General features: G+C 46.8%; 20 protein-coding genes. 5 read left to right on the top strand and 15 right to left on the bottom strand.

Annotated features, from left to right (window positions below; genetic code table 11):
• Positions 1-137: 137 nt before the first annotated feature.
• Complete coding sequence (locus IX91_RS00835; protein ID WP_004742944.1) at positions 138-1253, bottom strand: CNNM domain-containing protein; 1116 nt, start codon at positions 1251-1253, stop codon at positions 138-140.
• A 330-nt stretch (positions 1254-1583) separates the two neighbouring features.
• Here IX91_RS00835 and hupA point away from each other — a divergent pair, with 330 nt between their 5' ends.
• Together hupA and IX91_RS00845 are read left to right on the top strand one after the other, a co-directional pair.
• On the top strand, positions 1584-1856 hold the full coding sequence (hupA, locus tag IX91_RS00840) for a nucleoid-associated protein HU-alpha (protein ID WP_004742945.1): 273 nt from the start codon (positions 1584-1586) through the stop codon (positions 1854-1856).
• Between the two features lie 81 nt (positions 1857-1937).
• Positions 1938-2639 (top strand): DUF1481 domain-containing protein, encoded by a 702-nt coding sequence (locus IX91_RS00845; RefSeq protein WP_004742946.1) that lies wholly within the window; start codon positions 1938-1940, stop codon positions 2637-2639.
• Positions 2640-2713: 74 nt separating this feature from the next.
• Here IX91_RS00845 and purD read toward each other — a convergent pair whose 3' ends face one another.
• Both purD and purH read right to left on the bottom strand, forming a co-directional pair.
• Positions 2714-4003 carry a phosphoribosylamine--glycine ligase gene (gene purD, locus IX91_RS00850; RefSeq protein ID WP_004742947.1) on the bottom strand — a complete coding sequence of 430 codons (1290 nt, stop codon included), beginning with the start codon at positions 4001-4003 and terminating at the stop codon, positions 2714-2716.
• A 204-nt stretch (positions 4004-4207) separates the two neighbouring features.
• Positions 4208-5800 carry a bifunctional phosphoribosylaminoimidazolecarboxamide formyltransferase/IMP cyclohydrolase gene (gene purH / locus IX91_RS00855; protein WP_004742948.1) on the bottom strand — a complete coding sequence of 531 codons (1593 nt, stop codon included), beginning with the start codon at positions 5798-5800 and terminating at the stop codon, positions 4208-4210.
• Positions 5801-6086: 286 nt separating this feature from the next.
• Here purH and zntR point away from each other — a divergent pair, with 286 nt between their 5' ends.
• Positions 6087-6530, top strand: coding sequence for a Zn(2+)-responsive transcriptional regulator (gene zntR, locus IX91_RS00860; protein ID WP_004742949.1), 444 nt, complete (start codon positions 6087-6089; stop codon positions 6528-6530).
• On the opposite strand, the gene IX91_RS00865 is transcribed toward zntR, so the two are convergent.
• From IX91_RS00865 to IX91_RS00910, 10 genes are all read right to left on the bottom strand, one after another.
• The gene (locus IX91_RS00865) at positions 6527-7507 is read right to left on the bottom strand and encodes a sensor domain-containing diguanylate cyclase (RefSeq protein ID WP_004742950.1); all 981 of its coding nucleotides are present in this window, start codon (positions 7505-7507) and stop codon (positions 6527-6529) included. The two genes, zntR and IX91_RS00865, sit on opposite strands and share 4 nt — an antisense overlap.
• Positions 7508-7684: 177 nt before the next feature.
• Complete coding sequence (gene fis, locus IX91_RS00870) at positions 7685-7981, bottom strand: DNA-binding transcriptional regulator Fis (protein ID WP_000462885.1); 297 nt, start codon at positions 7979-7981, stop codon at positions 7685-7687.
• Between the two features lie 71 nt (positions 7982-8052).
• Entirely contained in the window at positions 8053-9015 is a 963-nt protein-coding gene (gene dusB, locus IX91_RS00875) for a tRNA dihydrouridine synthase DusB (RefSeq protein WP_004742951.1), read from the bottom strand.
• Positions 9016-9154: 139 nt separating this feature from the next.
• Complete coding sequence (prmA, locus tag IX91_RS00880) at positions 9155-10042, bottom strand: 50S ribosomal protein L11 methyltransferase (protein ID WP_004742952.1); 888 nt, start codon at positions 10040-10042, stop codon at positions 9155-9157.
• 128 nt (positions 10043-10170) lie between these two features.
• The gene (gene accC / locus IX91_RS00885) at positions 10171-11514 is read right to left on the bottom strand and encodes an acetyl-CoA carboxylase biotin carboxylase subunit (protein WP_004742953.1); all 1344 of its coding nucleotides are present in this window, start codon (positions 11512-11514) and stop codon (positions 10171-10173) included.
• 15 nt (positions 11515-11529) lie between these two features.
• A complete protein-coding gene (accB, locus tag IX91_RS00890; RefSeq protein ID WP_004742954.1) occupies positions 11530-11994 on the bottom strand; it encodes an acetyl-CoA carboxylase biotin carboxyl carrier protein in 465 nt (154 codons plus the stop codon).
• 100 nt (positions 11995-12094) lie between these two features.
• Entirely contained in the window at positions 12095-12544 is a 450-nt protein-coding gene (aroQ, locus tag IX91_RS00895; protein WP_004742955.1) for a type II 3-dehydroquinate dehydratase, read from the bottom strand.
• 301 nt (positions 12545-12845) lie between these two features.
• Positions 12846-14795: an acetate--CoA ligase gene (gene acs, locus IX91_RS00900; RefSeq protein ID WP_004742956.1), complete on the bottom strand. Its 1950-nt coding sequence runs from the start codon at positions 14793-14795 to the stop codon at positions 12846-12848.
• Positions 14796-15006: 211 nt separating this feature from the next.
• Positions 15007-15639 (bottom strand): 3'-5' exonuclease, encoded by a 633-nt coding sequence (locus IX91_RS00905; RefSeq protein WP_004742957.1) that lies wholly within the window; start codon positions 15637-15639, stop codon positions 15007-15009.
• A 10-nt stretch (positions 15640-15649) separates the two neighbouring features.
• On the bottom strand, positions 15650-17476 hold the full coding sequence (locus tag IX91_RS00910; protein WP_004742958.1) for a DUF294 nucleotidyltransferase-like domain-containing protein: 1827 nt from the start codon (positions 17474-17476) through the stop codon (positions 15650-15652).
• A 235-nt stretch (positions 17477-17711) separates the two neighbouring features.
• On the opposite strand from IX91_RS00910, the gene IX91_RS00915 reads away from it, so the two are divergent.
• Together IX91_RS00915 and IX91_RS00920 are read left to right on the top strand one after the other, a co-directional pair.
• Positions 17712-18896, top strand: a complete 1185-nt coding sequence (locus IX91_RS00915; RefSeq protein ID WP_004742959.1) for a 3-phenylpropionate MFS transporter — start codon at positions 17712-17714, stop codon at positions 18894-18896.
• A 92-nt stretch (positions 18897-18988) separates the two neighbouring features.
• Entirely contained in the window at positions 18989-22417 is a 3429-nt protein-coding gene (locus IX91_RS00920) for a hybrid sensor histidine kinase/response regulator (RefSeq protein WP_004742960.1), read from the top strand.
• 308 nt (positions 22418-22725) lie between these two features.
• Here IX91_RS00920 and IX91_RS00925 read toward each other — a convergent pair whose 3' ends face one another.
• Positions 22726-23208: a hypothetical protein gene (locus IX91_RS00925; protein WP_004742961.1), complete on the bottom strand. Its 483-nt coding sequence runs from the start codon at positions 23206-23208 to the stop codon at positions 22726-22728.
• A gap of 93 nt (positions 23209-23301) precedes the next feature.
• The gene (locus IX91_RS00930) at positions 23302-25029 is read right to left on the bottom strand and encodes a sodium:solute symporter family protein (RefSeq protein WP_004742962.1); all 1728 of its coding nucleotides are present in this window, start codon (positions 25027-25029) and stop codon (positions 23302-23304) included.
• Positions 25030-25034: the final 5 nt, after the last annotated feature.

Here is a 25034-nt window from a genome sequence, read left to right on the forward strand (position 1 = left end):
ACTTAAATTTATTAAAGCAGAAGAGGGTTGACGCTTTCACGTCAACCCTCTATTTTTCCAGCTTTCCAGCTTTCCAGCTTTCCAGCTTTCCAGCTTTCCAGCTTTCCAGCTTTCCAGCTTTCCAGCTTTCTAGCTAACTAGCTCTCGTCTTTATTCTCTTTCGGCTTATCTACTGGTTCTTCAACAACTTCTTCGTCTTCATCGTCATCACGATTTTCGATTACGCCGTGCTTTTCTTTCCACTTCTCCCAGCGGTCAAAAGCAAGCTCTTGCATGTCAGTGGTGCGGTCTGCTTCATCGACAATTTCTTCACCAACTAAGTGTTCAAACACATCTTCCAGAGTCAAAATACCTTGAATGGTGCCGTATTCATCGACGATCATCGCCAATTGCAGGCGCTTCGCCATCATCTGCTCAAAAGCTTTTGGCAGTGCCATCGTGTTGAAGAGTACATGCACAGGGCGCATTATCGCACCGAGTTGCTTTTCACCACAGCCTGCTTGTTGCAGCTTAAATAACTCAAGACGGTGAACAAAACCAATGATGTTATCAGTCGACTGGCTATAAACCAGAGGACGCGAGAACGGCGTCTCTTTATGTTTATCGAGAAACTCATTAATCGTCATTTCGGCATCTACACGGAAAACGACAGGGCGCGGCGTCATCACCTGAGTGACGGGCACATCTTGGATACCGAGCAAGTTAGTCAAAATCTTAGACTCACCTTCTGCAAATTCACCGCTCTCTTTGGCTAAAATTGCCATAGCGGATAGTTCATCACGCATCTTTGGCGCTTCATGCCCACGAGCTAAGCGCTTAGTGATCTGCTCTGAGAACCACACAAATGGAGTTAGCGCCCATACCATCCAACGTAGAACCACAGCTGAAACAGGGGCTAGCTGACGCCAGTATGTGGCACCAATGGTCTTAGGCACGATTTCTGATAGCACTAAGATACCTAAAGTGAGCACACCAGAGAAAACGCCTAGCCACTCGCTACCAAATACAACCGCAGCTTGTGCACCTGCACTCGCCGCACCAATAGTGTGGGCAATCGTGTTCAAGGTCAGGATCGACGCCAGTGGGCGGTCAATGTCCGCTTTTAGCTTAGCCAGTTGCTCAGCCGCAGGGTGCCCTTGCTGGCGCAATTGGGCGATATAACTTGGTGAGATACTCAGAAGAACCGCTTCTAATACGGAGCAGATAAACGATACGCCAATCGCAACAGTGACGTATATGGTTAGCAACAACATAAGTGTCCTATGTAGATTTATACCCCTATCAATTCTTGCCGGAAAAGTGCGACTTTTCGTACCTGTGCATTATTGATATGAGCATTTTGTATTCGCTTTAGGTCCCGAAATATCAGGCTTTACGGGCTCTCGCATGTCTATAAATAAGGCCAAAATAGGTTAAAAACAAGTATTAAGTCTTGCTGACAGAGTAACAAATTGTGAGTTAATGCTCAGAATATGGTTAAAAGTGCGTCATGAGAGCTAAAGATCGCTTACAAACCTTTGCCAGATGGGGCATTTATGTTTTAGAGTGAGTTGAATTCGATAACATATGAGAAGGGAAACCTAATGAACAAGACCCAATTAATCGACTTTATCGCAGAGAAAGCAGACCTATCTAAAGCGCAAGCTAAAGCTGCTCTTGAAGCAACTCTTGAAGGTGTGACAGATGCACTTAAAGAGGGTGACCAAGTTCAACTAATTGGTTTTGGTACATTCAAAGTTAACCACCGCGCAGCACGTACTGGTCGTAACCCTAAGACTGGTGCAGAGATTCAAATCGCTGCGGCTAACGTTCCTGCATTCGTAGCAGGTAAAGCACTGAAAGATTCAGTAAAATAATTTATTGCTGATTTCAGAGTTTCAAACTCGGAATTGTATATAATACGCCAAGGTAGCTGCTATCTTGGCGTATATTTGTTTATGACGATGAAAAAACTTCTAGCACCTTCACTAATCGCTTCTTTACTGGTTGGATGCTCCTCGAGTATTCCTACTCCCAACCTAGACCAGTTTACTGAGTATACTGGTGGTCAGAGTATGGGGGATGCGACCAGCTTATATTGGTACACCGAACGTTTATCTTTTCCTTACACTGCTGCGGACTATGTGAGCGCCGGAGACTATGGTTGGTATAAATCTGACTATCGATGGGAAGATGGCGAGATTCGAGAACTGATTCGTGAAGGGCAACAGCTAAAAGACAATCAAGGCTTAGTCCCGTACCGTATTCATGTTCGCTTTAGCAAAGACGGTGAGGCGATCTATCAGCAGTATCGACTCGACGGGAAGGTCCTGCCGCTGAAAGCTGATAAAATTGCTTGGCTTAAGCAAGAAGCGTTGACTATTCCAACTCGCACCAAAGAGCAGAGTAGCACCGGTGTTCGTTTGATTCAGGGCTATTGGGATGGCTCAAGCTTTGATACTTGTTCAGGACAAAGCTACGAACATGTAGAGTTTAACGAGACATTACCCAGCTTTGTGATCAACCGCTTGTCGAGTGTAGACAGCTATGCGGCGTTTTTAGGCACTACGCAAAGCAAAAAGGTTATCGTAAACCAATTACTCATGCTGGCGGAAGACAGTCATGACTGCATCGAACGACCAGGTCTGATCGAAGAGTAATAACCGGCAAAAGATAGATAAAACAAAGGCGCTCAATGAGCGCCTTTTTACGATAAGCCAACTGATGTTGTTATTTACTGTTCTTGCTCGCGCGCAATCGCTCTGTAGCCGATGTCATTGCGGTGGAACATACCATTCCAGCTTACTTGCTTAGCTAGAGCGTATGCTTGCTCCTGAGCCTCAGAAACACTATTACCAAGTGCTGTTGCACAAAGAACGCGGCCGCCGTTAGTTACGATCTCACCTGATGCGTTGTTAGCAGTACCTGCGTGGAAGATTTTCTGACCTTCAACTTCTGCTGCTGGTAGAGAAATAACATCGCCTTTAGCGTAATCTGCTGGGTAACCACCCGCAGCCAGTACTACACCGATAGACGCACGTGGATCCCATTTAGACTCTGCTTCATCAAGCTTCTCGTCAATAGCCATTAGACACAGTTCAACAAGATCAGATTCCATACGCATCATGATAGGTTGCGTTTCTGGATCGCCGAAGCGGCAGTTGTATTCGATAACCTTTGGCGTACCGTTTTTATCGATCATTAGACCTGCGTAGAGGAAGCCTGTGTATGGGTGGCCTTCTGCATCCATGCCGCGAACTGTTGGGTAGATAACCTCTTCAAGGATACGCTCGTGGATTTCAGGAGTCACAACAGGAGCAGGAGAGTAAGCACCCATACCACCTGTGTTGGGGCCCGTATCTTTGTCACCGACACGTTTGTGGTCTTGGCTGGTGGCCATAGGCAGAACGCTCTTACCATCCACCATTACAATGAAGCTTGCTTCTTCACCGTCTAGGAACTCTTCGATAACCACACGGCTACCCGCTTCACCAAATGCGTTGCCTGCGAGCATATCTTTGATTGCGTCTTCGGCTTCTTCTAGAGTCATCGCAACAATAACGCCTTTACCTGCCGCAAGACCATCTGCTTTGACCACGATAGGTGCGCCTTGCTGACGAACGTAAGCCAATGCAGGCTCGATTTCAGTAAAGTTTGCGTAAGCACCGGTTGGGATGTTGTGACGAGCTAGGAAGTCTTTAGTAAACGCTTTTGAGCCTTCTAACTGTGCTGCTGCTTCGGTTGGGCCAAAGATTGGCAAACCCGCTTCACGGAACGCATCAACCACACCGATAACAAGTGGCGCTTCAGGGCCAACAATCGTTAACTCGATTTTTTTCTCTTGGGCGAAAGCAACCAGTTCAGAAATCGCTTCAACACCAATGTTTACGTTCTCAAGCTTAGGTTCAAGAGCAGTACCTGCGTTACCAGGTGCAACAAATACGGTTTCTACGTTTGGGTTTTGCGCCGCTTTCCAGCCTAGTGCATGTTCACGACCGCCAGCACCAATGATAAGTACGTTCATTTTAAATCCTTCAATCAAAAGTCGTCATTCCCGAAGTTGAGGAACGAAACTGTCGGGAATCTGTTTAACATGTTAAACCTAGAGATTCCGTACTACGTTCGTTCCTCGCTATACGGAATGACGGTTTTGAGAAATCTAAGTTAGTTTTGCTCTACTCGGAGCGCAGCGTTCCCGTTTCCAGAAGCGCAGCGCTCTCGCTTCTTTCTAGTGGCGGAAGTGACGCATACCCGTAAAGATCATCGCCATGCCATGTTCGTCTGCTGCTGCGATAACTTCGTCATCACGCATAGAGCCACCCGGTTGAATCACGCACTTGATGCCTGCTTCTGCAGCCGCATCGATACCGTCGCGGAATGGGAAGAACGCATCCGATGCCATTACACAACCTTCAACTTGTAGACCTTCGTCAGCCGCTTTGATGCCTGCGATTTTCGCTGAGTAAACGCGGCTCATTTGGCCAGCGCCAACACCAATTGTCATGTCACCTTTCGAGTAAACAATCGCATTTGATTTAACGTACTTAGCCACTTTCCAGCAGAATAGGGCGTCTTTTAGCTCTTCTTCTGTTGGTTGGCGCTTAGAAACCACTTTTAGGTCATCTAGGCTTACCATACCTTGGTCACGGTCTTGAACCAGTAGGCCGCCATTAACGCGTTTCACGTCAAAGCCCGTAGTCTTAGTTGTCCATTCTCCACACTCTAAAAGGCGAACGTTCTTTTTCGCTGCTACCACTTCAATTGCTTCAGCAGATACTGATGGCGCGATGATCACTTCAACAAATTGGCGCTCAACGATAGCGGTTGCTGTTGCTGCATCTAGCTCTTGGTTGAAGGCGATAATGCCGCCGAATGCAGACGTTGGATCAGTTTTGTATGCGCGGTCATACGCTTCAAGGATGTTACCACCTAGCGCAACACCACATGGGTTAGCGTGCTTAACAATCACACATGCTGGCTCATCGAACTCTTTAACACACTCAAGTGCTGCGTCAGTATCGGCGATGTTGTTGTAAGAAAGGGCTTTACCTTGGATTTGGCGAGCAGTAGAAACAGAGGCTTCTTCTGGATTGGCTTCAACATAGAAAGCCGCGTCTTGGTGGCTATTCTCACCGTAACGCATGTCTTGTTTCTTGATGAACTGCTGGTTGAATGTGCGAGGGAACTTGCTCTCTTCGTCACCTTCTTTGTTCTCTCCGTTAGATGGAACCATAGTGCCGAAGTAGTTAGCGATCATGCCGTCGTAAGAGGCTGTGTGCTCGAAGGCTGCGATAGCTAGGTCAAAACGCGTTTCTAGAGTCAGAGACGTTTCGTTCGCATCCATCTCAGTGATAACACGGTCGTAATCGTGCGCGTTAACGACGATAGTCACATCTTTGTGGTTTTTCGCTGCTGAGCGAACCATAGTTGGACCACCGATATCGATGTTCTCAACTGCGTCGGCAAGAGTACAACCTTCTTTCGCCACTGTTTCAGCGAATGGGTAAAGGTTAACCACAACCATGTCGATTGGGTTGATGCCGTGCTTTTCCATTACGTCGTCATCTTGACCACGACGACCTAGCACACCACCATGTACTTTAGGGTGAAGCGTCTTAACACGACCGTCCATCATTTCTGGGAAACCAGTGTAATCTGATACCTCAGTTACTGAGATGCCTTTTTCTGCCAGTAGGCGAGCAGTGCCACCTGTTGATAGAATATCAACACCTCGGTTAGCAAGAGCTTGGGCAAACTCAACAATACCAGTTTTGTCTGATACGCTGATTAGTGCGCGGCGAATAGGACGAGCGTTAGTCATGCTTCCATTTCCTCAAAGTCACAGAGTTAATACGTAAGATAAAGATATTTGCCAAAAGTGAACTTGTTCTTATGCTTTGATTACAATCAGGCAGTAAGATATTGGCCAGTTTTGGTAAAGACCTTTCCAACATTTGTTGGTGGTAAACTAGTCTCTGAGTTTGATGGCGCACATTCTAACTAATTTATTACAAAAAAGCTCGCGCAATCGTTTGGCATCTCAAAAATAATTATGAAAAGCTCAAGTTTAGGCTTAAAACGTAACGAAACAGTTAATAGGAAAAGTTATGTTCCAGATCGGAGAATTGGCTAAGCGCTGTAATGTCACAGCAGATACATTGCGCTTTTACGAAAAGAATCAGCTAATTAAACCTGCAGGTCGCAGTGATTCAGGTTACCGGCTCTATAATGAAGAAAACCAACACCAAGTCAGCTTTATCCTAAAAGCGAAAGATTTAGGTTTGAGTTTGGATGAGATTCGCGAACTTTTAGAGATAAAACTTGAGGCAACAGAACATAGCTGCGCCGAAGTTAAGGCCATCACCACAGCTAAGCTTTCTGTGATTGATGAGAAGATTATTGAATTAACTCGAATTCGCACAGCACTGAAGAAAATTAATGATGCTTGCTGTGGACATGTTGATGACGATGCCAGCCATTGCTCGATTTTAGGTGCACTTGCGAGCGAAGCACATCAAGACTCTTGCTGTGAGATAGAAAAAGGCGTTTAAGAAGCGCGGCGGATATTGGCTTTCAGCTCAGTGGTTGACTTAATATCCGGAAGATTCTCGTAGTAGAGAGTGACTTGGTTACGACCAGTTTGTTTAGAGTAATACATCGCTTTGTCTGCTTGTACCATCAGTTCTCTAACGGATGACACATGGTCATTCAACTCGGCAATGCCAATGCTCACGGTCGGCAAGATGATGTGGTCATCAACCTGACAAGGTGTTGTCTCAATCGAGTGACGGATGCGCTCAGCAATATCGTACGCTTGAATTGCGTTAGTGCGAGAAAGCACCACACCAAACTCTTCACCACCCAAACGGCCAATATAATCACTGGAGCGAATTAACCCTTGGCAAATATGCGCAACTTGGACGATGACTTCATCACCGGATAAGTGGCCTACTTGGTCATTAATTTCTTTAAAGTGGTCGATATCAATCATCAAACAAGAAAGGTGCTGCTGAGTTGGGCTATCGAATTCTCGCTCCAGTCTTAGCATAAAGGCACGGCGGTTTAATATGCCTGTCAACTCATCGGTTTCAGCCAGTTTCTTTAATTCAACTTGGTGAAGGTGAGCTTTGGTGATCTCTTTCTCTTGCCACAGAACATATTTGGCACCGCTTGCCAATGTGATGGGCTTGAGAGAGGCTTCAAACCATCTTTCGTCGACGCCATTCCAAGCTTCAAGCTCTTCAATAGAAAGCAGCAGCTGTTGGCAAGGCGTCATTGAGTATTGCAGAGTTTTACGTTGACCTGAGGTTAACACCTGTTTGAAGTGGTGCTCCAAGTTCTCGGCAAGGTTTTCTGGAAGGATCTCGCTAAACGTACGGTTGAGGTACTTATTGGTTAACTCAGGATCAGATTGAGTTGCTTCACCAAAGCTATCTACGATACGTCCGTGCTCATCAATGATCAGCAGACGATCAGGTAGCTCGGAGAGCATAAGACTCAGCCATTCTTCCCTTTGCATATCAACCATGTAGATTAGTCCGAACGTAAACGTAATTGATTATTATATCGACCACTTTGAGGTTAGCAATCGCAATAGATCACAGATCGTTGAATATTCGTGCAACTAACACTGGCTCTAATGATAAAAAAACCGGGATTACTGACGTAAGCCCGGCTTCTTAAAATCAAAATATCGAATGAACGATTAGTTCATGCCGTATTTTTTAAGTTTCTTGCGAAGAGTACCGCGGTTGATACCCATCATAGTTGCCGCGCGAGTCTGGTTACCGCGAGTGTACTGCATGATGGTATCTAGTAGTGGCTGTTCAACTTCAGCTAGAACTAATTCATATAGTTCTGTTACTTCTTGGCCATTTAGTTGAGCCAAGTAGTTTTTAAGAGACGCTTTAACAGAGTCACGTAGTGGCTTCTGAGTAATCTGGTCCTGTGACGTTACTGTAGTTACTGTTAATGCTTCTGAAGTCAGATTTTGTTCGAACATATTCGGTCTAGCTCTTCTCTTAATTATGATGCAACGTTTACCTGTCGTAGTTGGGGCGAAAGCACAACTAGTTAGGCTTTATCAAAATACTCTTCAAGCGCTTCAAGTTGCAGCTCAGCTGCCTCAATGGCGTTGAAGGTACGGCGAAACTCACTTGCTTGCTCATGCTCTTTTAGGTACCAACCTACGTGCTTACGCGCGATTCGTGGACCTAAATACTCTCCATAGAAATCATGCAGTGCATTCACATGGCCAAGCAGGATGTCTTTCACTTCCGAATAAGGAAGCTCAGGCATCGTGGTGCCGTTTTCCAAAAAGTGTTGGATTTCCTGAAAAATCCACGGACGACCTTGGGCAGGGCGTCCAATCATTAAAGCGTCAGCACCGGTATATTCCAGTACATGCTTGGCTTTCTCTGGGCTATCGATATCACCGTTAGCGATAACCGGAATTGAGATAGCTTGCTTGACCGCTTTAATGCTGTCGTATTCGGCCTCACCTTTGTACATACACGCTTTTGTTCTGCCATGCAGAGCAAGAGCCTGAATGCCGCAGTCTTCGGCTAATTTAGCGATTTGGACACAGTTTTTGTTATCTGTATCCCAGCCAGTACGGGTTTTCAATGTCACCGGGACATCGACTGCATTAACCACAGCCTTCAGAATATCTTCAATGATATCTGGATACTGAAGCAGGGCAGAGCCGGCTAGCTTCTTATTCACTTTTTTGGCTGGACAGCCCATGTTGATGTCGATGATTTGCGCACCGTTTTCAACACTGAACTGAGCAGCGTCGGCCATAAGCTGTGGATCAGCGCCCGCAATTTGTACAGAGCGAATGCCCGATTCGCCTTCATGTACCATGCGTTGCTTTGATTTGGACGTTTTCCATAGCTTTGGATTGGATGACATCATTTCACTGACGGCCATTCCAGCACCATAGCGGAGACACAACTCACGAAACGGTCTATCAGTCACACCTGCCATAGGGGCAACGATGAGATTATTCTTAAGTTGGTAGTTTCCGATTTTCAAAACGTCTTCACAGCTTAGTACCAGCAAGGGCGCGCATTTTACGCATTTTTTAGCGCTGTGAAAAGACTAATATTTGAGCATTTACAAATTGTTTTCACAAAATGCCCAAAAATCAGTCAATTAGCTCGCAAAGTCTTGTCTAGCCTTGCTTTCGACCAGAGATGCGACACCATTCACTTTGCTCTTTGATAGGATCAATGTGAAGCTCATCACGGTAATAGTTAGCCACATCTTCAGCTTGAGTATCAAGCACGCCTGACATCGCAAGCTCGCCGTTTGGCTTAACTAAAGACTTAATGATTGGTGAAAGTTCGCGTAGCGGACCTGCTAAGATGTTAGCAACAACCACGTCAGCAATCAGACCTTCTGGCTGATCTTGAGGAAGGAACACTTCTAGTTGGTCGGCAACACCGTTACGCTCAGCGTTGTCTTTAGAGGCAAGCAGTGCTTGAGGATCAATATCGATCCCGATTACCTTTTCAGCGCCCAGTTTGATCGCGGCGATCGCAAGAATGCCAGAGCCGCAACCAAAGTCGATCACGGTTTTGCCCGATAAATCTAAGCCTTCTAGCCATTCAAGACATAAAGCGGTAGTTGGGTGGGTACCAGTACCAAAGGCAAGGCCCGGATCAAGCATTACGTTCACTGCATCAGGCTCAGGGATTTCACGCCAGCTAGGGCAAATCCACAAACGCTCGCCAAACTTCATTGGGTGGAAGTTATCCATCCACTCGCGTTCCCAGTCCTTATCTTCCAACTGCTCGACTTTATAAGCGAAATCATCCGCCAGTAGACCGCTGAGTTTGGTTTGCTCAATGATAAAGTTAGTATCCGCTTCCGCGTCATACAGCGCTAGGATATCCGTATCACCCCAAAGACGAGTTTCACCAGGTAGAGGTTCGAATACAGGTGTATCCTGCGCGTCTAAGAAGGTCACAGACAGCGCACCAGTCTCTTCCATTAGCATGTCGCCGATCTGTTCAGCGTTTTCATTGGTCGCATTGAGTTTGATTTGAATCCAAGGCATGAGTATGAGCTCTTTACATTGATTGATGTGATTTGGCGCAGAGTGTAGCAGAAAAGGCTAACAAGTGCGCGAAAACAAAAATGCTCACCGAAGTGAGCATTTTCATTATGACTTAAGCGGAAATCGGCTTATTGCAGTCCTAGTTTCTTCTCTAGGTAGTGGATATTTGCTCCACCGTGCTGGAAGTTTTCATCATTCATGATCGACTCTTGAAGAGATACGTTCACCTTGATGCCTTCAACAATCATTTCACCTAGAGCATTCTTCATACGAGCAATCGCTACGTCACGGTTCTCACCGAATGTGATCAGCTTACCGATCATTGAATCGTAGTGAGGTGGTACTGTGTAGCCCGTGTAGATGTGCGATTCCCAGCGAACACCCATGCCACCAGGGGCGTGGAAGCGTTCAATCTTACCTGGTGAAGGTAGGAAGCGCTCTGGGTCTTCTGCGTTGATACGACATTCGATAGCATGGCCGCGGATCTTGATGTCATCCTGAGTGAATGACAAAGGTTGACCTGCTGCTACACGCAGTTGCTCTTTAATTAGGTCTACGCCCGTTACCATTTCAGTTACTGGGTGCTCAACCTGAATACGAGTATTCATTTCGATGAAGTAGAATTCGCCGTTTTCGTATAGGAACTCAAACGTACCTGCGCCGCGGTAACCGATTTCTAGACATGCACGTGTACAACGTTCACCGATGTACTTACGCATCTCTTCAGTGATACCTGGTGCTGGCGCTTCTTCAACCACCTTCTGGTGACGACGCTGCATAGAACAGTCACGTTCACCTAGGTGGATAGCACCGCCTTGACCATCAGCAATAACCTGAACTTCAACGTGACGAGGGTTCTCTAGGAATTTCTCCATGTAAACCATATCGTTGTTGAACGCTGCTTTTGCTTCGGCACGTGTCATAGCGATGGCTTCAATGAGCTCGCCTTCAGAACGAACAACACGCATACCACGACCGCCGCCGCCGCCAGACGCTTTGATGATGACTGGGTAACCAATACGCTTAGCGTGTGCTTTGTTTGCCTGCTCGTCGTCATCTAGTGGGCCATCAGAACCCGGTACACAAGGTACGCCAGCTTTCTTCATCGCTGTGATAGCTGAAACCTTGTCACCCATGATGCGGATTGTTTCCGCTTTAGGACCAACAAAGATAAAGCCGCTGCGCTCAACTTGCTCAGCAAAATCTGCGTTTTCAGATAGGAAACCGTAACCAGGGTGAATTGCCACCGCGCCAGTCACTTCCGCTGCTGAAATGATGCGTGGAATATTTAGGTAGCTATCGATACCACGGGCAGGACCGATACAAATCGCTTCGTCTGCAAGTAGTACGTGTTTTAGGTCACGGTCAGCAGTTGAGTGAACAGCTACTGTTTTGATGCCCAATTCTTTACATGCGCGAAGAATACGAAGTGCAATTTCACCTCGGTTCGCGATGACTAATTTATCTAGCATAAGAGAGAGCCTCTATTATTCGATAACAACAAGTGGTTGGTCGAATTCAACTGGTTGGCCGTCTTCAACTAGGATAGCGGTTACAACGCCAGATTTGTCTGCTTCGATTTGGTTCATCATTTTCATCGCTTCAACGATACATAGCGTGTCGCCTGCGTTTACTGTTTGACCAACTTCAACGAATGACTTCGCGTCTGGGCTTGGAGAACGGTAGAAAGTACCTACCATTGGAGAAAGAACTTGGTGCCCTGCTGGAGTTGCAGGAGCCGCTGCCGCTTCTGGTGCTGCTGCAGGAGCAGGTGCCGCTGCTGGTGCAGCCGCTACAGGAGCTGGAGCTGCTGCGTATTGAACTGGTGCTACAGGTGCAGCAGTACCGTTACGGCTGATGCGTACCGACTCTTCACCTTCAGAGATTTCTAGCTCAGCAATGCCAGACTCTTCTACTAACTCGATAAGCTTCTTGATTTTACGAATATCCATCTTTTCTTTCTCTTTTATCTTGTGAATAAGACAGCTCAAAACGAGCTGCAGAGTGTTTATTTACGTTGAGCATCTGCGAACGACTTCAACGTCAGTTGGGTTACTTTGCCTGCAGTTTATTCAGCGCGGCAGACAGAGCGAATTCGTATCCTTGTGCACCTAAACCACAAATCACGCCCTCAGCCTTATCTGAGAGATAAGAGTGATGACGGAATGGTTCACGAGCATGCACATTGGATAAATGTACTTCGATAAATGGGATAGCCACACCTAACAGTGCATCTCTAAGTGCAACGCTAGTGTGGGTAAAGGCGGCAGGGTTGATGATAATAAAATCCACCTTGTCGTATGCCGCATGGATAGCTTCGATCAGCTCATACTCACGATTGGATTGAAGATGTTGGAGTTCAACATTGGCTTCATTCGCTTGCTTAGTTAATGTGTCGATAATCTGCGGTAGTGTTGACGAACCGTAATGTGCGGGTTCGCGTAGACCTAACAGGTTTAAATTTGGACCATTTAAGACAAGAATGCGTGATTTTGCTGTCATTGTGCTGCCATCTTCCTACTTCATGATATGAACTGGAATATTCCCATATTATCTCGGATTCATCATGCAGTTTTTACTAAAAATAGCAGTGAATCTTTGAAATAGACCCAGATTATAGCTAATTCAGCGCATTTAGCAGCAATTTACTGGTCTAATCTCCCAGCTTGAAGCCGGATTTTTGTAACCGAGGTAACATTTTTTGCTCAATGAGAAAGGGCGAGAGAGGAGTATTTTAGACGGTAAAAACAAAAAACCGCCACATAACGTGACGGTTTGAAGTTCTACATAGTGGTGTTGGTAATTACGCCAATTCTGCTTTTTCTGCAATCAGCTTATCAACCACACTTGGATCCGCTAGGGTTGAAGTATCGCCTAAGTTGCTAGTATCGCCTGTAGCAATCTTACGTAAAATACGGCGCATAATCTTACCTGAACGAGTTTTAGGTAATGAGTCTGTCCAGTGCAGTACATCTGGCGTTGCGATAGGGCCAATTTCTTTACGCACCCAGTCCTTCACTTCTTTATGCAGTTCTGCACTTGGGAACTCACCATCATTGAGCGTGATGTAAGCGTAGATTGCTTGGCCTTTAATATCGTGAGGGATACCAACAATCGCTGCTTCAGCAATCTTATCGTGAGCGACGAGTGCCGATTCGATTTCTGCGGTACCCATACGGTGACCAGAGACGTTTAATACGTCATCCACACGACCTGTAATCCAGTAGTAACCATCTTCGTCGCGACGTGCGCCGTCACTGGTGAAGTACATGCCTTTAAATGTAGAGAAGTAAGTTTGCTCGAAGCGCTCATGGTCGCCATATACTGTGCGCATCTGACCTGGCCAAGAATCAAGGATAACTAGGTTACCGTCAGTCGCACCTTCGATAATGTTACCCATGTTATCAACCAGAGCAGGCTGAACACCGAAGAATGGGCGAGTCGCAGAGCCTGGTTTAAGGTCTGTTGCGCCTGGTAGTGGGGCAATCAAGATGCCACCCGTTTCGGTTTGCCACCAAGTATCCACAATAGGTGAATCTTCATTACCGATGGTTTTGTAGTACCACTCCCACGCTTCAGGGTTAATAGGTTCACCCACCGAACCCATAATACGTAAGCTGCTACGTGAAGTGCCTTCTACCGCTTCATTGCCTTTCGCCATAAGTGCACGAATCGCTGTTGGTGCCGTGTAGAGGATATTGACTTGGTGTTTATCCACCACTTGGCTCATGCGGTTTGTGCTTGGGTAGTTAGGCACACCTTCGAATAGGATTGTTTTTGCACCGTTGGCCAGTGGGCCGTAAATCAGATAAGTGTGGCCGGTAATCCAACCCACGTCAGCGGTACACCAGAAGGTTTCGCCTGGCTGATAATCAAATACGTACTTGAATGTCATGGTAGCGTAGACAAGGTAACCGCCTGTGGTGTGCAGAACACCTTTTGGTTTACCTGTCGAGCCAGAAGTGTAGAGGATGAAAAGAGGGTCTTCTGCTTTCATCTCTTCTGGTGGGCAGTCAGCAGAAACATTTGCGGTTGCTTCATGCCACCAAACATCACGATGCTCATGCCAGTCAATGTCGCCGCCAGTACGTTTCATGACGATGACTTTTTCGATGGTTTTTACTTCTGGGTTAGTCAGTGCTTCATCAACATTCTTTTTCAGAGGAACGGCACGACCACCACGCACGCCTTCGTCAGCGGTAATCACCACTTTAGCGTCTGAATCAATAATGCGGCCAGATAGCGCTTCTGGAGAGAAGCCACCGAATACAACAGTATGTACCGCACCAATACGGGTACAGGCTAGCATGGCAACGGCAGCTTCAGTCACCATTGGCATGTAAAGACAAACCACATCGCCTTTACGCACGCCTTGCTCTTTCAGTGCGTTCGAAAACTCACACACTTCTTTATGCAGTTGGTTAAACGTCAGTGTTTTATCGTCGTTTGGATCATCACCTTCCCAGATGATGGCGACGTCATCACCACGTTCAGCAAGGTGACGGTCAATACAGTTTGCAGATACGTTTAGCGTACCGTCTTCGAACCAACGGATATCAACGTGGCCAGTATCAAATGACGTGTTCTTTACTTGAGTGAAAGGCTTCATCCAATCGACGATTTTTCCGTGCTCACTCCAGAAACCAACAGGATCTGTCACAGATTGTTGGTACATAGCTTGGTAGGTATCGTTATCCGCGTGGGTATTTTTTTTGATGTTTTCTTTTACCGGATAAATATGGGCTTCACTCATTGCTTATCTCCTTGTGCTTAATTCCTTGTGAATTGAGCAAGTGTCCGTTTAAAACGATAAGGTCACCTGACCCTGACGTTGTAAAATCCCTATACCCATAACTTTCAAGCACAGGCGAGAATTCGACAATTAGACTTTAGGATGAGAGAGATAGATCTGCTTTGAAATGAAGGAATTAAAACGCAAATTGAGAACTTGGTCGTAAGTTAGGTTAGCGGGTGTAGGGCAGATTTAAGCTAGGGAGGTCACCTTTTGTTAATCGAACAAACACTAAGGCGGCAGAAATCGCATCTTGTAGGGCATCGTGTTTGTCTTGCAAAGGCAAGTCGAGATGCTTACAAATGGCGTCCAAGCTGAGATCAAAGTAGGCGTTAGGCAGGTGCTTTTCTAGCTTGTCGTGATAGATCTGGCTGACTTCGATTAAAGGATTGGGTAGAGGGAAACCTAACTGTTTGCGACAAGCGAGATCGAGAATTTTTTTGTCATAGCGAATGTGATAGCCGACTAATGGGCGATTGCCAATAAACTCCAGCAGTTGCATCAAGGCTTGTTTTTCATCGATACCATCAACGAGATCCTGATGGCGGATGCGGTGGATTTTAATCGAGCCAGAATCCAGTGATTGCGGGGCTCTTAGCCTGACTTCAAACGGTTTGCTGGTAATAATGCGATTGTCGATGATTTTGGTTGCCGCAATGGTGACGAGTTCGGCACGATTAGGGTCTAGGCTAGTGGTCTCACAATCTAACGAGACGTACTCGCCTTTTTGCACCGAGGCAAAAAGAGGCTGGTAAGGAGAGCCCTTGAGTTTGTAAAACCAATAACGGCGTTGCAACCAATTCATACACCAGCCTCTAATCTCTTATCTGATAATGATAGCCCAAGAACTGCTTAAACTTTTTCACCACATGCAAACTATGACGTAGTAAATCTCGCTCGGTACGTTCTATCTGTTTCAGGTCGATGCGATTATGGCTGTGTTGATTTGTCAGTTGTTGATTGAGGCGCAGCTTGAATAGCAACTTAAGTGCTTCACTGAGGTTGTCGGCGGTCTCTGGTTCAAGTATCCGTTTCACTCTTAAAGCTTCTATGCGTTCAAAGGTGTTTTTCTCTTCAATGCCATACTCTAGCGACAAGGTACGGATCCCATGAACGATAGGGAAGATGCCGCCACTTTTTACGTCGACACCTTGTTTGTCTTTCTTAACATTGCCAAACAGAGTCAATGGTAGAGAAAACTGTAACGCAGGACGCGAGAAGTCTTGCAGTGCGAGCATGTTGTTCAGCATGGTTTGCTTAAGATGTTGCGTGATGGGTTCGAGTAACGTTTTGTTGCCTGCGACGGCATGAGCATCGGTGAAAATCGCTAGGTCCATGACGTTTTCTGCACTGCTAGGTTTAGACCATTGGCTGATAGTGCTTTTCCATTCTGACTGGGTCTTGACCCACTTAGGGTTATTAACCATGACATTACCAGGGCAAAGTGGGTAGCCAAGTTGTTGTAGCGTATGAGTTAGCTGACCCATCACGGTTTCACATTGGTGCCAGTGAAGACCATCTTTGATGATCAATGCGTTGTCTTGGTCAGTTTTCAGTATTTGTTCCCCACGCCCTTCTGAGCCTAGAACGACCAAACAACAGTGATCGTGAAGGGCAGGAGGAACAATCAGTTCAAAGGCTTTCTCTATGATCTGCTCGTTGACCGCTGAGATCAGTTCCATGATAAAGCGGGTGCGAATGCCGTTATTAAGCAGACTTTCGACTAAGTTTCGTTGCCTGTTCGAGGCGAGAGCCAACTCTTCAATACTGGTCGAGCGAGCAATACTTAACGTTAATACGTGCGAGTGGGTAGAGAAAGCACTGAGGATCTGGGTCATATCGAGCATGCCGACCGCTTCTTTACCATCGGCGACCATCACGCGTTTCATTCGGTGACGTGTCATTTTAATCATCGCATTAAAAAGAAACTCACCGTCCTCTACATGCACCACAGGGAAAGTGGCAATTTTGCCTACAGGAGTGTCGAGTGGATGACCTTCAAGCATAACGGCATGCAGCATATTGGTTCGAGTAATGATCCCATACGGCATTGAGTGCTCATCTTCAACGAGGCGGACGTCAGAGTCGTTTAATCGCACCAACGCAGAGTCGATACCATTTTTCTTGAGTGTTTGCGTCACTTCATTCAGCGGTTGCTCGGGAGAGAGTATCATTGGTGGATGATAGATCTCTTTATCGACCTTAGTCAGGATAAACTCGGCCAGGTTTTGCTGTTGCTGGGCCGCATCGATCAGCTCTTGGCGCTTGGCAAGGTTGTTGTCGAAGTAGGCGGCGAACTGACCATTCTCGTTATACAGCTCAATGAAAACTGACTTGGGCAATAGATAGCAAAGGGTATCTTCTAATGCGATGTAGCGATGCTTTACCGTCTCTTCAAATAGAGCACGTACATCAAACAAATCATCATTAGCGTAGTGAGCAAAAACTTCTTTGTCGTCTTCCGAACGCTCTTCGACTGCTCCTTTGATCAGGATGTGCAGGTGTTGGCTCTGTGTACCGGGCTGAAGTAAGGTTTCTTTGGCACGGTAATAAGCGACATCCAATGAGCTACGCAGCCGGTTCTGCTGCTGGCTGTCCAATCGATCAAACGGTGGGGAGTGCATATTAAATTTATCTGGCATTACGAACCCTACTTCATTGCCACTCTATAGGTTAAGTGTGCAGGATTGGCATAATTGTTCCAGACGACTTTGGTCGAATCTATTAATGAAACAAGTCCGCTCATTTCGTTGCTAATGATGAAAATAGTGAGAATAGGGAAACGCAGTTGTGACGATTATTCCCTTTTTATTCTCAGCAAAGCAAACGATAATATCGCCGCTTTGTTCCAATTTATTCACGCATTCAGAGGTAATGATGCTCACCCCATCTCCATATGGCTGGATTTCCCAGTATTTTGTCGGTTTCTTTTTCGCTTATGGTGTTTATCTACCATTTTGGGCGTTGTGGTTTGAAGAGCAGGGGGTATCGGCAACAGATATCGGGTTGTTAGTTGGTATTGGTTTTGCGACCCGATGTGTCGCTAATATGGTGCTAACACCACGTATCCATAAAGTCGAACACTTGATGCCAGCACTGCGATGGCTCAGCTTTGCCTCTATTCTTTTTGTTAGTTTCCACTTCTTTACAGGTGGTAGCTTTTGGTTAATGGCATTGGCGACTGTGTTGTTCAACTTGTGCTGTGGCCCTATTGTTCCCTTGTCTGATGCCATGGCGAACTACTATTCACGTTTGCAAATGCTTGATTATGGCCGCACTCGCTTGTGGGGTTCGATTGCCTTTATTGCCGGTTCAACGGTGGTTGGCTTCTTAGTTGCGCAGTATGGCAGTGACATGATTATCTTCACTGCGCTGGCTGGTGTGGTTGTAGCTTTGTTGTTCTCAATGCGCAACATCAATCCAATGCCCGTTACGACGGAAGATGAAGATGCTGAGCGCCCTAAGTTGACAGAGCTGCTGTGTGAACTTCCTGTGGTTAAGTTCCTGATTTTGGTTTCTCTTATTCAAGGCAGTCACGCTGCGTATTACAGCTTCAGTTCGATTTATTGGAAAGAGGCGGGCTACTCAGAAGACATTATCGGTTATCTCTGGAGCTTAGGTGTTGTGGCTGAGGTGGCGATTTTTGCTTTGAGTAAACGTCTGTTCTCGGGTTGGACGCTTCGAGCGTTGTTTATGGTCGCTGCACTTGGTGTGGTGGTACGTTGGGGTTTGACTGCTTCTACAACCGCATTAGTGGCATTGGTGATGATCCAGCTTCTACATGGTGTGACCTTTGCAATCGCACATATCGCCGCGATTCAATATATCCAGCACTCTGAGCAAAGAAAAATGGTGGCGCTGCAAGCGCTATACAATGCGATTCCTTTAGGGGCATTCATCGCGTTGATGACCACCTTAAGTGGTTGGGGCTATGAAAACTGGGGGGCAAACGTCTTCTGGGCGATGGCCGTTATGGGTGTCTTGGCTCTATTTATCAAAGTTGATCCCCAAAAACATCAAGTTAGCGATATGTCGAAAGCGGAGCCTAATGCACAGAATTAAGCCTAGCTGATTGAGTTGATAGCATATCCTTAGTTAAATGAAACCTCTCCAATATGGGGAGGTTTTTGTTTGGCGCATGATAAGGATATCTGATGCAAGGCTGGCTAGTGATCACTGTATCACTGATGTATCTCGGACTACTGTTCCTCATTGCTTGGTATGGTGATAAACAGCACAACTGGTTGGCCAAATGGCGACCTTGGATTTACAGCCTATCTATCGCAGTGTACTGCACATCGTGGACATTTTACGGCACCGTCGGGCAGGCTAGTAACAATCCTTGGGCTTTCCTGCCTATCTATATCGCCCCAATACTTGTCTTTACTCTCGGTTGGCGAATTCTGGCTCGGTTGATTATTACCGCCAAACGAGAACACATTACCTCTATTGCTGACTTTATCGCTGCGCGCTATGGCAAATCACAAGGTCTAGCTGTGGTCGTTACCTTGATTGCAGTGGCTGGTATTTTGCCTTACATCGCACTGCAATTGCGCGGTATTACCATGGGGTTAGAGATCATTTCGCCTGAACTGCCGCGAAGTTTCGAAGGCTCAAGCCTTGATGTGTCTTGGTTCGTGGTTGGTGCATTGGCCATTTTTACCATGCTGTTTGGTACTCGCCATATTGATAATACTGAGCATCACCGCGGTATGATGATGGCGATTGCGTTTGAATCTATTATCAAGCTGGTGGCATTTCTAGCCGTTGGTCTGTTTATTCTGTTCTTAGCGCTTAATCGCAATGACGTTGAGCTAGCACAGATTGCGCGTCAGACCTACCAATCACCGAACATACCGACCCTAGTTATTCATACCGTGCTAACCATGTTGGCGATTGTCTGTCTGCCACGCCAGTTCCATACTATGGTGGTAGAAAACGAGCGCGCGCAAGACCTGCATACCGCGCGTTGGTTATTTCCTCTTTATTTGATTTTGATGGGCATTTTTGTCTTGCCGATTGCTTGGGTCGGGCAATCTCTTCTGACCGACGCCAGTCCCGATACCTATGTGATTAGCTTGCCGATGGCGGTAGGTGCGCAGGATATTGCTTTACTTGCTTTCCTCGGCGGCACATCTGCGGCCAGTGGCATGGTGATTGTTTCAACCATCGCTTTGGCAATCATGGTCTCCAATGATTTAGTCATGCCATTGCTGCTGCGCCGAATGCGACTCTCACAGCGCAATCACAGGCACTTCTCTGGTCTGCTGTTGATTATTCGCCGTGGGCTAATTCTTCTGCTATTGCTTGGAGCTTGGGGATTTTATCAAGCACTAGGTAATATCCACTCCCTTTCTGCGATTGGTTTCCTCTCCTTTGCGGCGATCACTCAGTTTGCCCCCGCTTTGATTGGTGGTATGTATTGGCGTCAGGGAAACCGCAAAGGGGTATACGTTGGCTTGGCGGTAGGTTTTACCTTATGGCTGATTACCTTAATGAGCCAAACCGATATGCTAGCGGGCAGCGCGCAAGACAACTTCCTATTGTGGATGATCACTCCGCCTGAATGGCTGCAGAATCTCAATGTCAAAAATTCAGACTGGGGCATTGTACTCAGTGTTGCGCTCAACACCCTTTGTTACGTCGTTGTCTCGCTGCTTACTCGCGCCAGTCTAAGTGAGCGCTTACAGTCTGCTTCGTTTGTGGGTACGCCTCTACCTGAAAGTGAAAACATGAGCTTGTATCAAAGCCGTGTCACAGTGGGTGAGTTAGAGATGCTGGCGTCGCGTTTTGTTGGCAGGCAACGGGTGCGAAGTGCATTCAGGCAATATTGGCAACAGCAAAGAGAAACCTTACTGCCCAATCAACAAGCGCCTTCTACTTTAATTCGCCATACCGAAAGGGTGCTGGCTGGGGTTTTTGGTGCCTCATCGGCTAAGTTAGTCCTTACTTCTGCGCTACAAGGCAGAAACATGCAGCTGGAAGAAGTCGCTACCATTGTTGATGAAGCTTCAGAGCTGTATGACTTTAGCCGAGGACTACTGCAAGGGGCGATTGAACATATCGGGCAAGGTATTGCTGTGGTCGATAAGCAGCTTCGTCTTGTGGCATGGAACCAGCGTTACTTAGAGCTGTTTACGTTTCCGGCTGGCTTGATTCAGGTGGGTAGGCCGATTGCCGATGTGATACGACACAATGCTGAGTGCGGGTTGTGTGGCCCGGGTGACCCTGAGGAGCATGTGCGTCGACGGGTTTATCACCTTGAGCAAGGAACGCGTCATACCTCGTCGCGCGTACGACCTGATGGTCGAGTGATAGAAGTGCAGGGCAACCCAATGCCAGGTGGTGGGTTTGTGATGAGCTTTACCGATATCACCGTCTTCCGCGATGCTGAGCAAGCCCTAAAAGATGCTAACGAAACCCTTGAAGAACGCGTCCAAGAGCGTACTCAAGAGCTAGAGCAACTGAACAAAAAACTGGTCTCAGCCACTCAACGCTCTGAACATGAATCACAATCCAAATCGCGCTTTTTAGCCGCAGTAAGCCATGACTTAATGCAGCCACTCAATGCTGCTCGTCTGTTCGCCTCATCTTTATCGGAAGTCGCAAAAGAGCCTGAGACCAAGCAGCTTTCCCATCATATTGAGAGTGCCTTAGGAGCCGCTGAAGATTTGATTGGCGATTTACTGGATATCTCGCGTCTAGAATCTGGCAAGCTAGATATCAACGTACATGGTTTTGCGATTAACGATGTTTTATCCAACCTCAATGCGGAGTTTAGTGCGCTTGCGAAGCAGCAGGGTATTGAGTTCACCATGATACCGAGTCAGCTATTGGTTCAATCTGACCCGAAACTCTTACGTCGTGTGGTACAGAACTTTTTAACTAATGCGTTTCGCTACAGTCCAAAAGGTAAAGTGGTCCTCGGCGTAAGACGATTGGGAAGCCAAGCACGTATCGATGTGTGGGACAATGGTATGGGCATTGATGAGGACAAGCAGCAAGAAATATTTGAAGAGTTTAATCGTGGAACTCAAGTTCGTTCCGATCAGGGCTTAGGGCTTGGACTAGCGATTTCTAAAGGGATAGCTCATGTTCTTGGTCACCAAATCACTATGCGTTCATGGCCAGGTAAAGGCAGCGTGTTCTCGATTACACTCGCGCGCAGCGAAAAAGCCCTAGAACCAGTAAAAGCTGTACCGGCAAGCTCTACTTCAGACTTGAGTCATTTGAAAGTTCTATGTGTGGATAACGAAACCGATATCTTGGTTGGCATGGAAACCTTGCTCGGCCGCTGGGGGTGCGACGTACGAACCGCTGTGGACTTGGTTAACTGCTTGCAGGCAATAGAAGAAACCTGGGTGCCGGATGTGATTTTGTCTGATTATCGACTCGATAATGGACGCACCGGATTAGAGGTGCTTCAGCAATGTCGCCTGCGTTTAGGCGATAGCTTTATCGGTGTTATTATTAGTGCAGACCGCACTGACGATATGCTAGATGGTATCAAGTCGAATGGATTTAGCTTTATTCCCAAGCCTGTTAAACCGCTAAAACTCAGGGCGGTTTTGAATAGGGTTTAGAGGAGTGAGAGTCGGGAACGGGCTGCGCCCTATGGAAGGTTGGATCGCTACGCTGCTGGATAATGGGATCGGGCTTCGTCCTTTTCGAAGGTTCGATACATATCCCGTCATTCCCTAGACTCACGAAGGAAGGAGTAGGGAATCTCCATAAATCATCGACTTGCTTGAAGAGATCCCCAACTCACTCGTTCCTCTTTCTCGGGGATGACCGTTATTAAATAAAAACAAAGGGTTGACGCGAAAACGCCAACCCTGAAAAATTCTCCAGCTCTCCAGCTCTCCAGCTCTCCAGCTCTCCAGCTCTCCAGCTACTCCGTAAACAAAGTTTCGTATTTAACAAACGCAGTTTGAGTTTCGCCGTAATACAATGTGCCTTCAGACTGAATCGCGACGCGTAGCCAGCTTTCAGCTGATGTTGGTTTCGCTACAGAGATTGCCCAGTGTTGGCCGGTGCTGTCTGTTGGCTGCATATCCAAAGGTTGAGCACTTTGTTCTTGGCTATCGACAATGGATAGCTTTACACCTTCTAAAGGGAAAGCGGCTTTTAAAGATAAGTCCAAACCGTTCGCGGTTAACTTCTCAGAACGAAACTGCACTTTAAAGTCGCCGTTGGTCATATCACACAGTCCGCTGGTGTAGCGGCAGTTAGATTTGGCGGCTAGCTTATAGGTTTCGCCTTCTTTCGCGGCATGAGGCTTTTCACTCAACGCCATATCTGTACCAAAGTAGGCAATCAGAGAAAGAATTGGGGCAATAAGTAAGGCTATTAGAAAGTGCTTATTTTTGAACATCTTGCGTCCTGGCTTCAACGTTAAAAGGCTAAGTTAACTCAATTTAGCGAATAAAAAAGCCCCCGAGGGGGCTTTTGTGGCTTAGGTATTATTTTAGTGGTCTACTGCACCGCCAGCACCTGCTGGTACACGTACGTGTTCAACCAAGTCTTTCACTTCTTGTGGTGTTTCAGCTGTTACTTTCGATACAGCGAACGCGACTGCGAAGTTAAAGACTGCACCAATTGCACCGAATGCGTTTGGCTCAATGCCTAGGAACCAGTTGCTGCCCCAGCTTTCTAGGTAAGTCCAGTCAGCAACAAACAGGATGCCTTTGTGCTGGAATACGTAGAATAGAGTGATACTGATACCTGCAATCATACCTGCGATTGCGCCTTCCTTGTTGATACCTTTACTGAAGATACCCATCATCAGTGCCGGGAAGATTGAGGACGCCGCAAGACCAAATGCCAGTGCTACCGTACCTGCTGCAAAGCCTGGCGGGTTGAGGCCGAGGTAGCCTGCCACCGCAATCGCCACCGCCATGGAAATCCGACTGGCGAGCAGCTCTTTCTTCTCGGATATATTCGGATTGATGACGCCTTTGATTAAATCATGGGATATCGCAGAGGATATCGCGAGCAATAGACCTGCCGCCGTTGATAGTGCTGCTGCCAGACCACCGGCTGCCACCAAGGCAATCACCCAGTTTGGAAGCTTAGCAATCTCAGGGTTAGCCAGTACCATGATGTCACGGTCAACTTTCAGCTCGTTAGTCGCTGGGTTTGACGTGTATTCAATCAGACCATCGCCGTTCTTATCATCAAAGCCTAGTAGACCTGTTTTCTCCCAGTTTTTGAACCAGTCAGGACGCTCATCATAAGCTAGGTGCTGACCTGGAGCTGGGTTTACGGTATCCATTAGGTTTAGGCGAGCCATTGCCGATACTGCTGGTGCAGTTGTGTATAGGATAGCGATGAAGACTAGTGCCCAACCTGCTGAAGTACGTGCGTCACGTACTTTAGGTACCGTGAAGAAACGGATGATTACGTGTGGTAGACCCGCAGTACCGATCATTAGCGACATAGTGTAAACAAACATGTTGAGTGTATCGCCACGGACTTGAGTGGTGTATTCACTAAAGCCGAGTTCGGTGACCACTTGGTCGAGCCGATCGAGTAGATAGACGTCGGTGCCTTGTATGGTACTACCGAGACCAATCTGAGGAAGAGGGTGACCAGTCAGTTGCAGAGAGATAAAGATTGCAGGAATAGTGTAAGCTAAAATGAGTACGCAATATTGAGCAATCTGCGTGTAAGTAATCCCTTTCATGCCACCCATTACAGCGTACATGAATACGATACACATACCGATCAGAAGACCAGTTGAGTAATCAACTTCTAGGAAACGACCGAACGCAACACCAACGCCTTTCATTTGACCGATTACATAAGTGACCGACGCGATGATAAGACACACAACTGCGACGATACGTGCTGCGTTTGAGTAGAAACGCTCACCTACGAACTCTGGTACAGTAAACTTGCCGAACTTACGTAGGTAAGGTGCAAGTAGTAGTGCGAGAAGTACGTAACCGCCAGTCCAACCCATTAGGAATACGGAACCGCCGTAACCCATAAAGGCAATTAGACCTGCCATAGAGATAAATGATGCGGCTGACATCCAGTCTGCTGCGGTTGCCATACCGTTGGCGATTGGGTTTACACCGCCGCCTGCAACATAAAACTCTTTAGTTGACCCAGCACGTGCCCAAATCGCAATACCGATGTAAAGGATAAAGGTCGCACCAACAACGAGGTAAGTGATAGTTTTCAAATCCATCTGAG

The organism is Vibrio tubiashii ATCC 19109 (assembly GCF_000772105.1).
Taxonomy (GTDB): domain Bacteria; phylum Pseudomonadota; class Gammaproteobacteria; order Enterobacterales; family Vibrionaceae; genus Vibrio; species Vibrio tubiashii.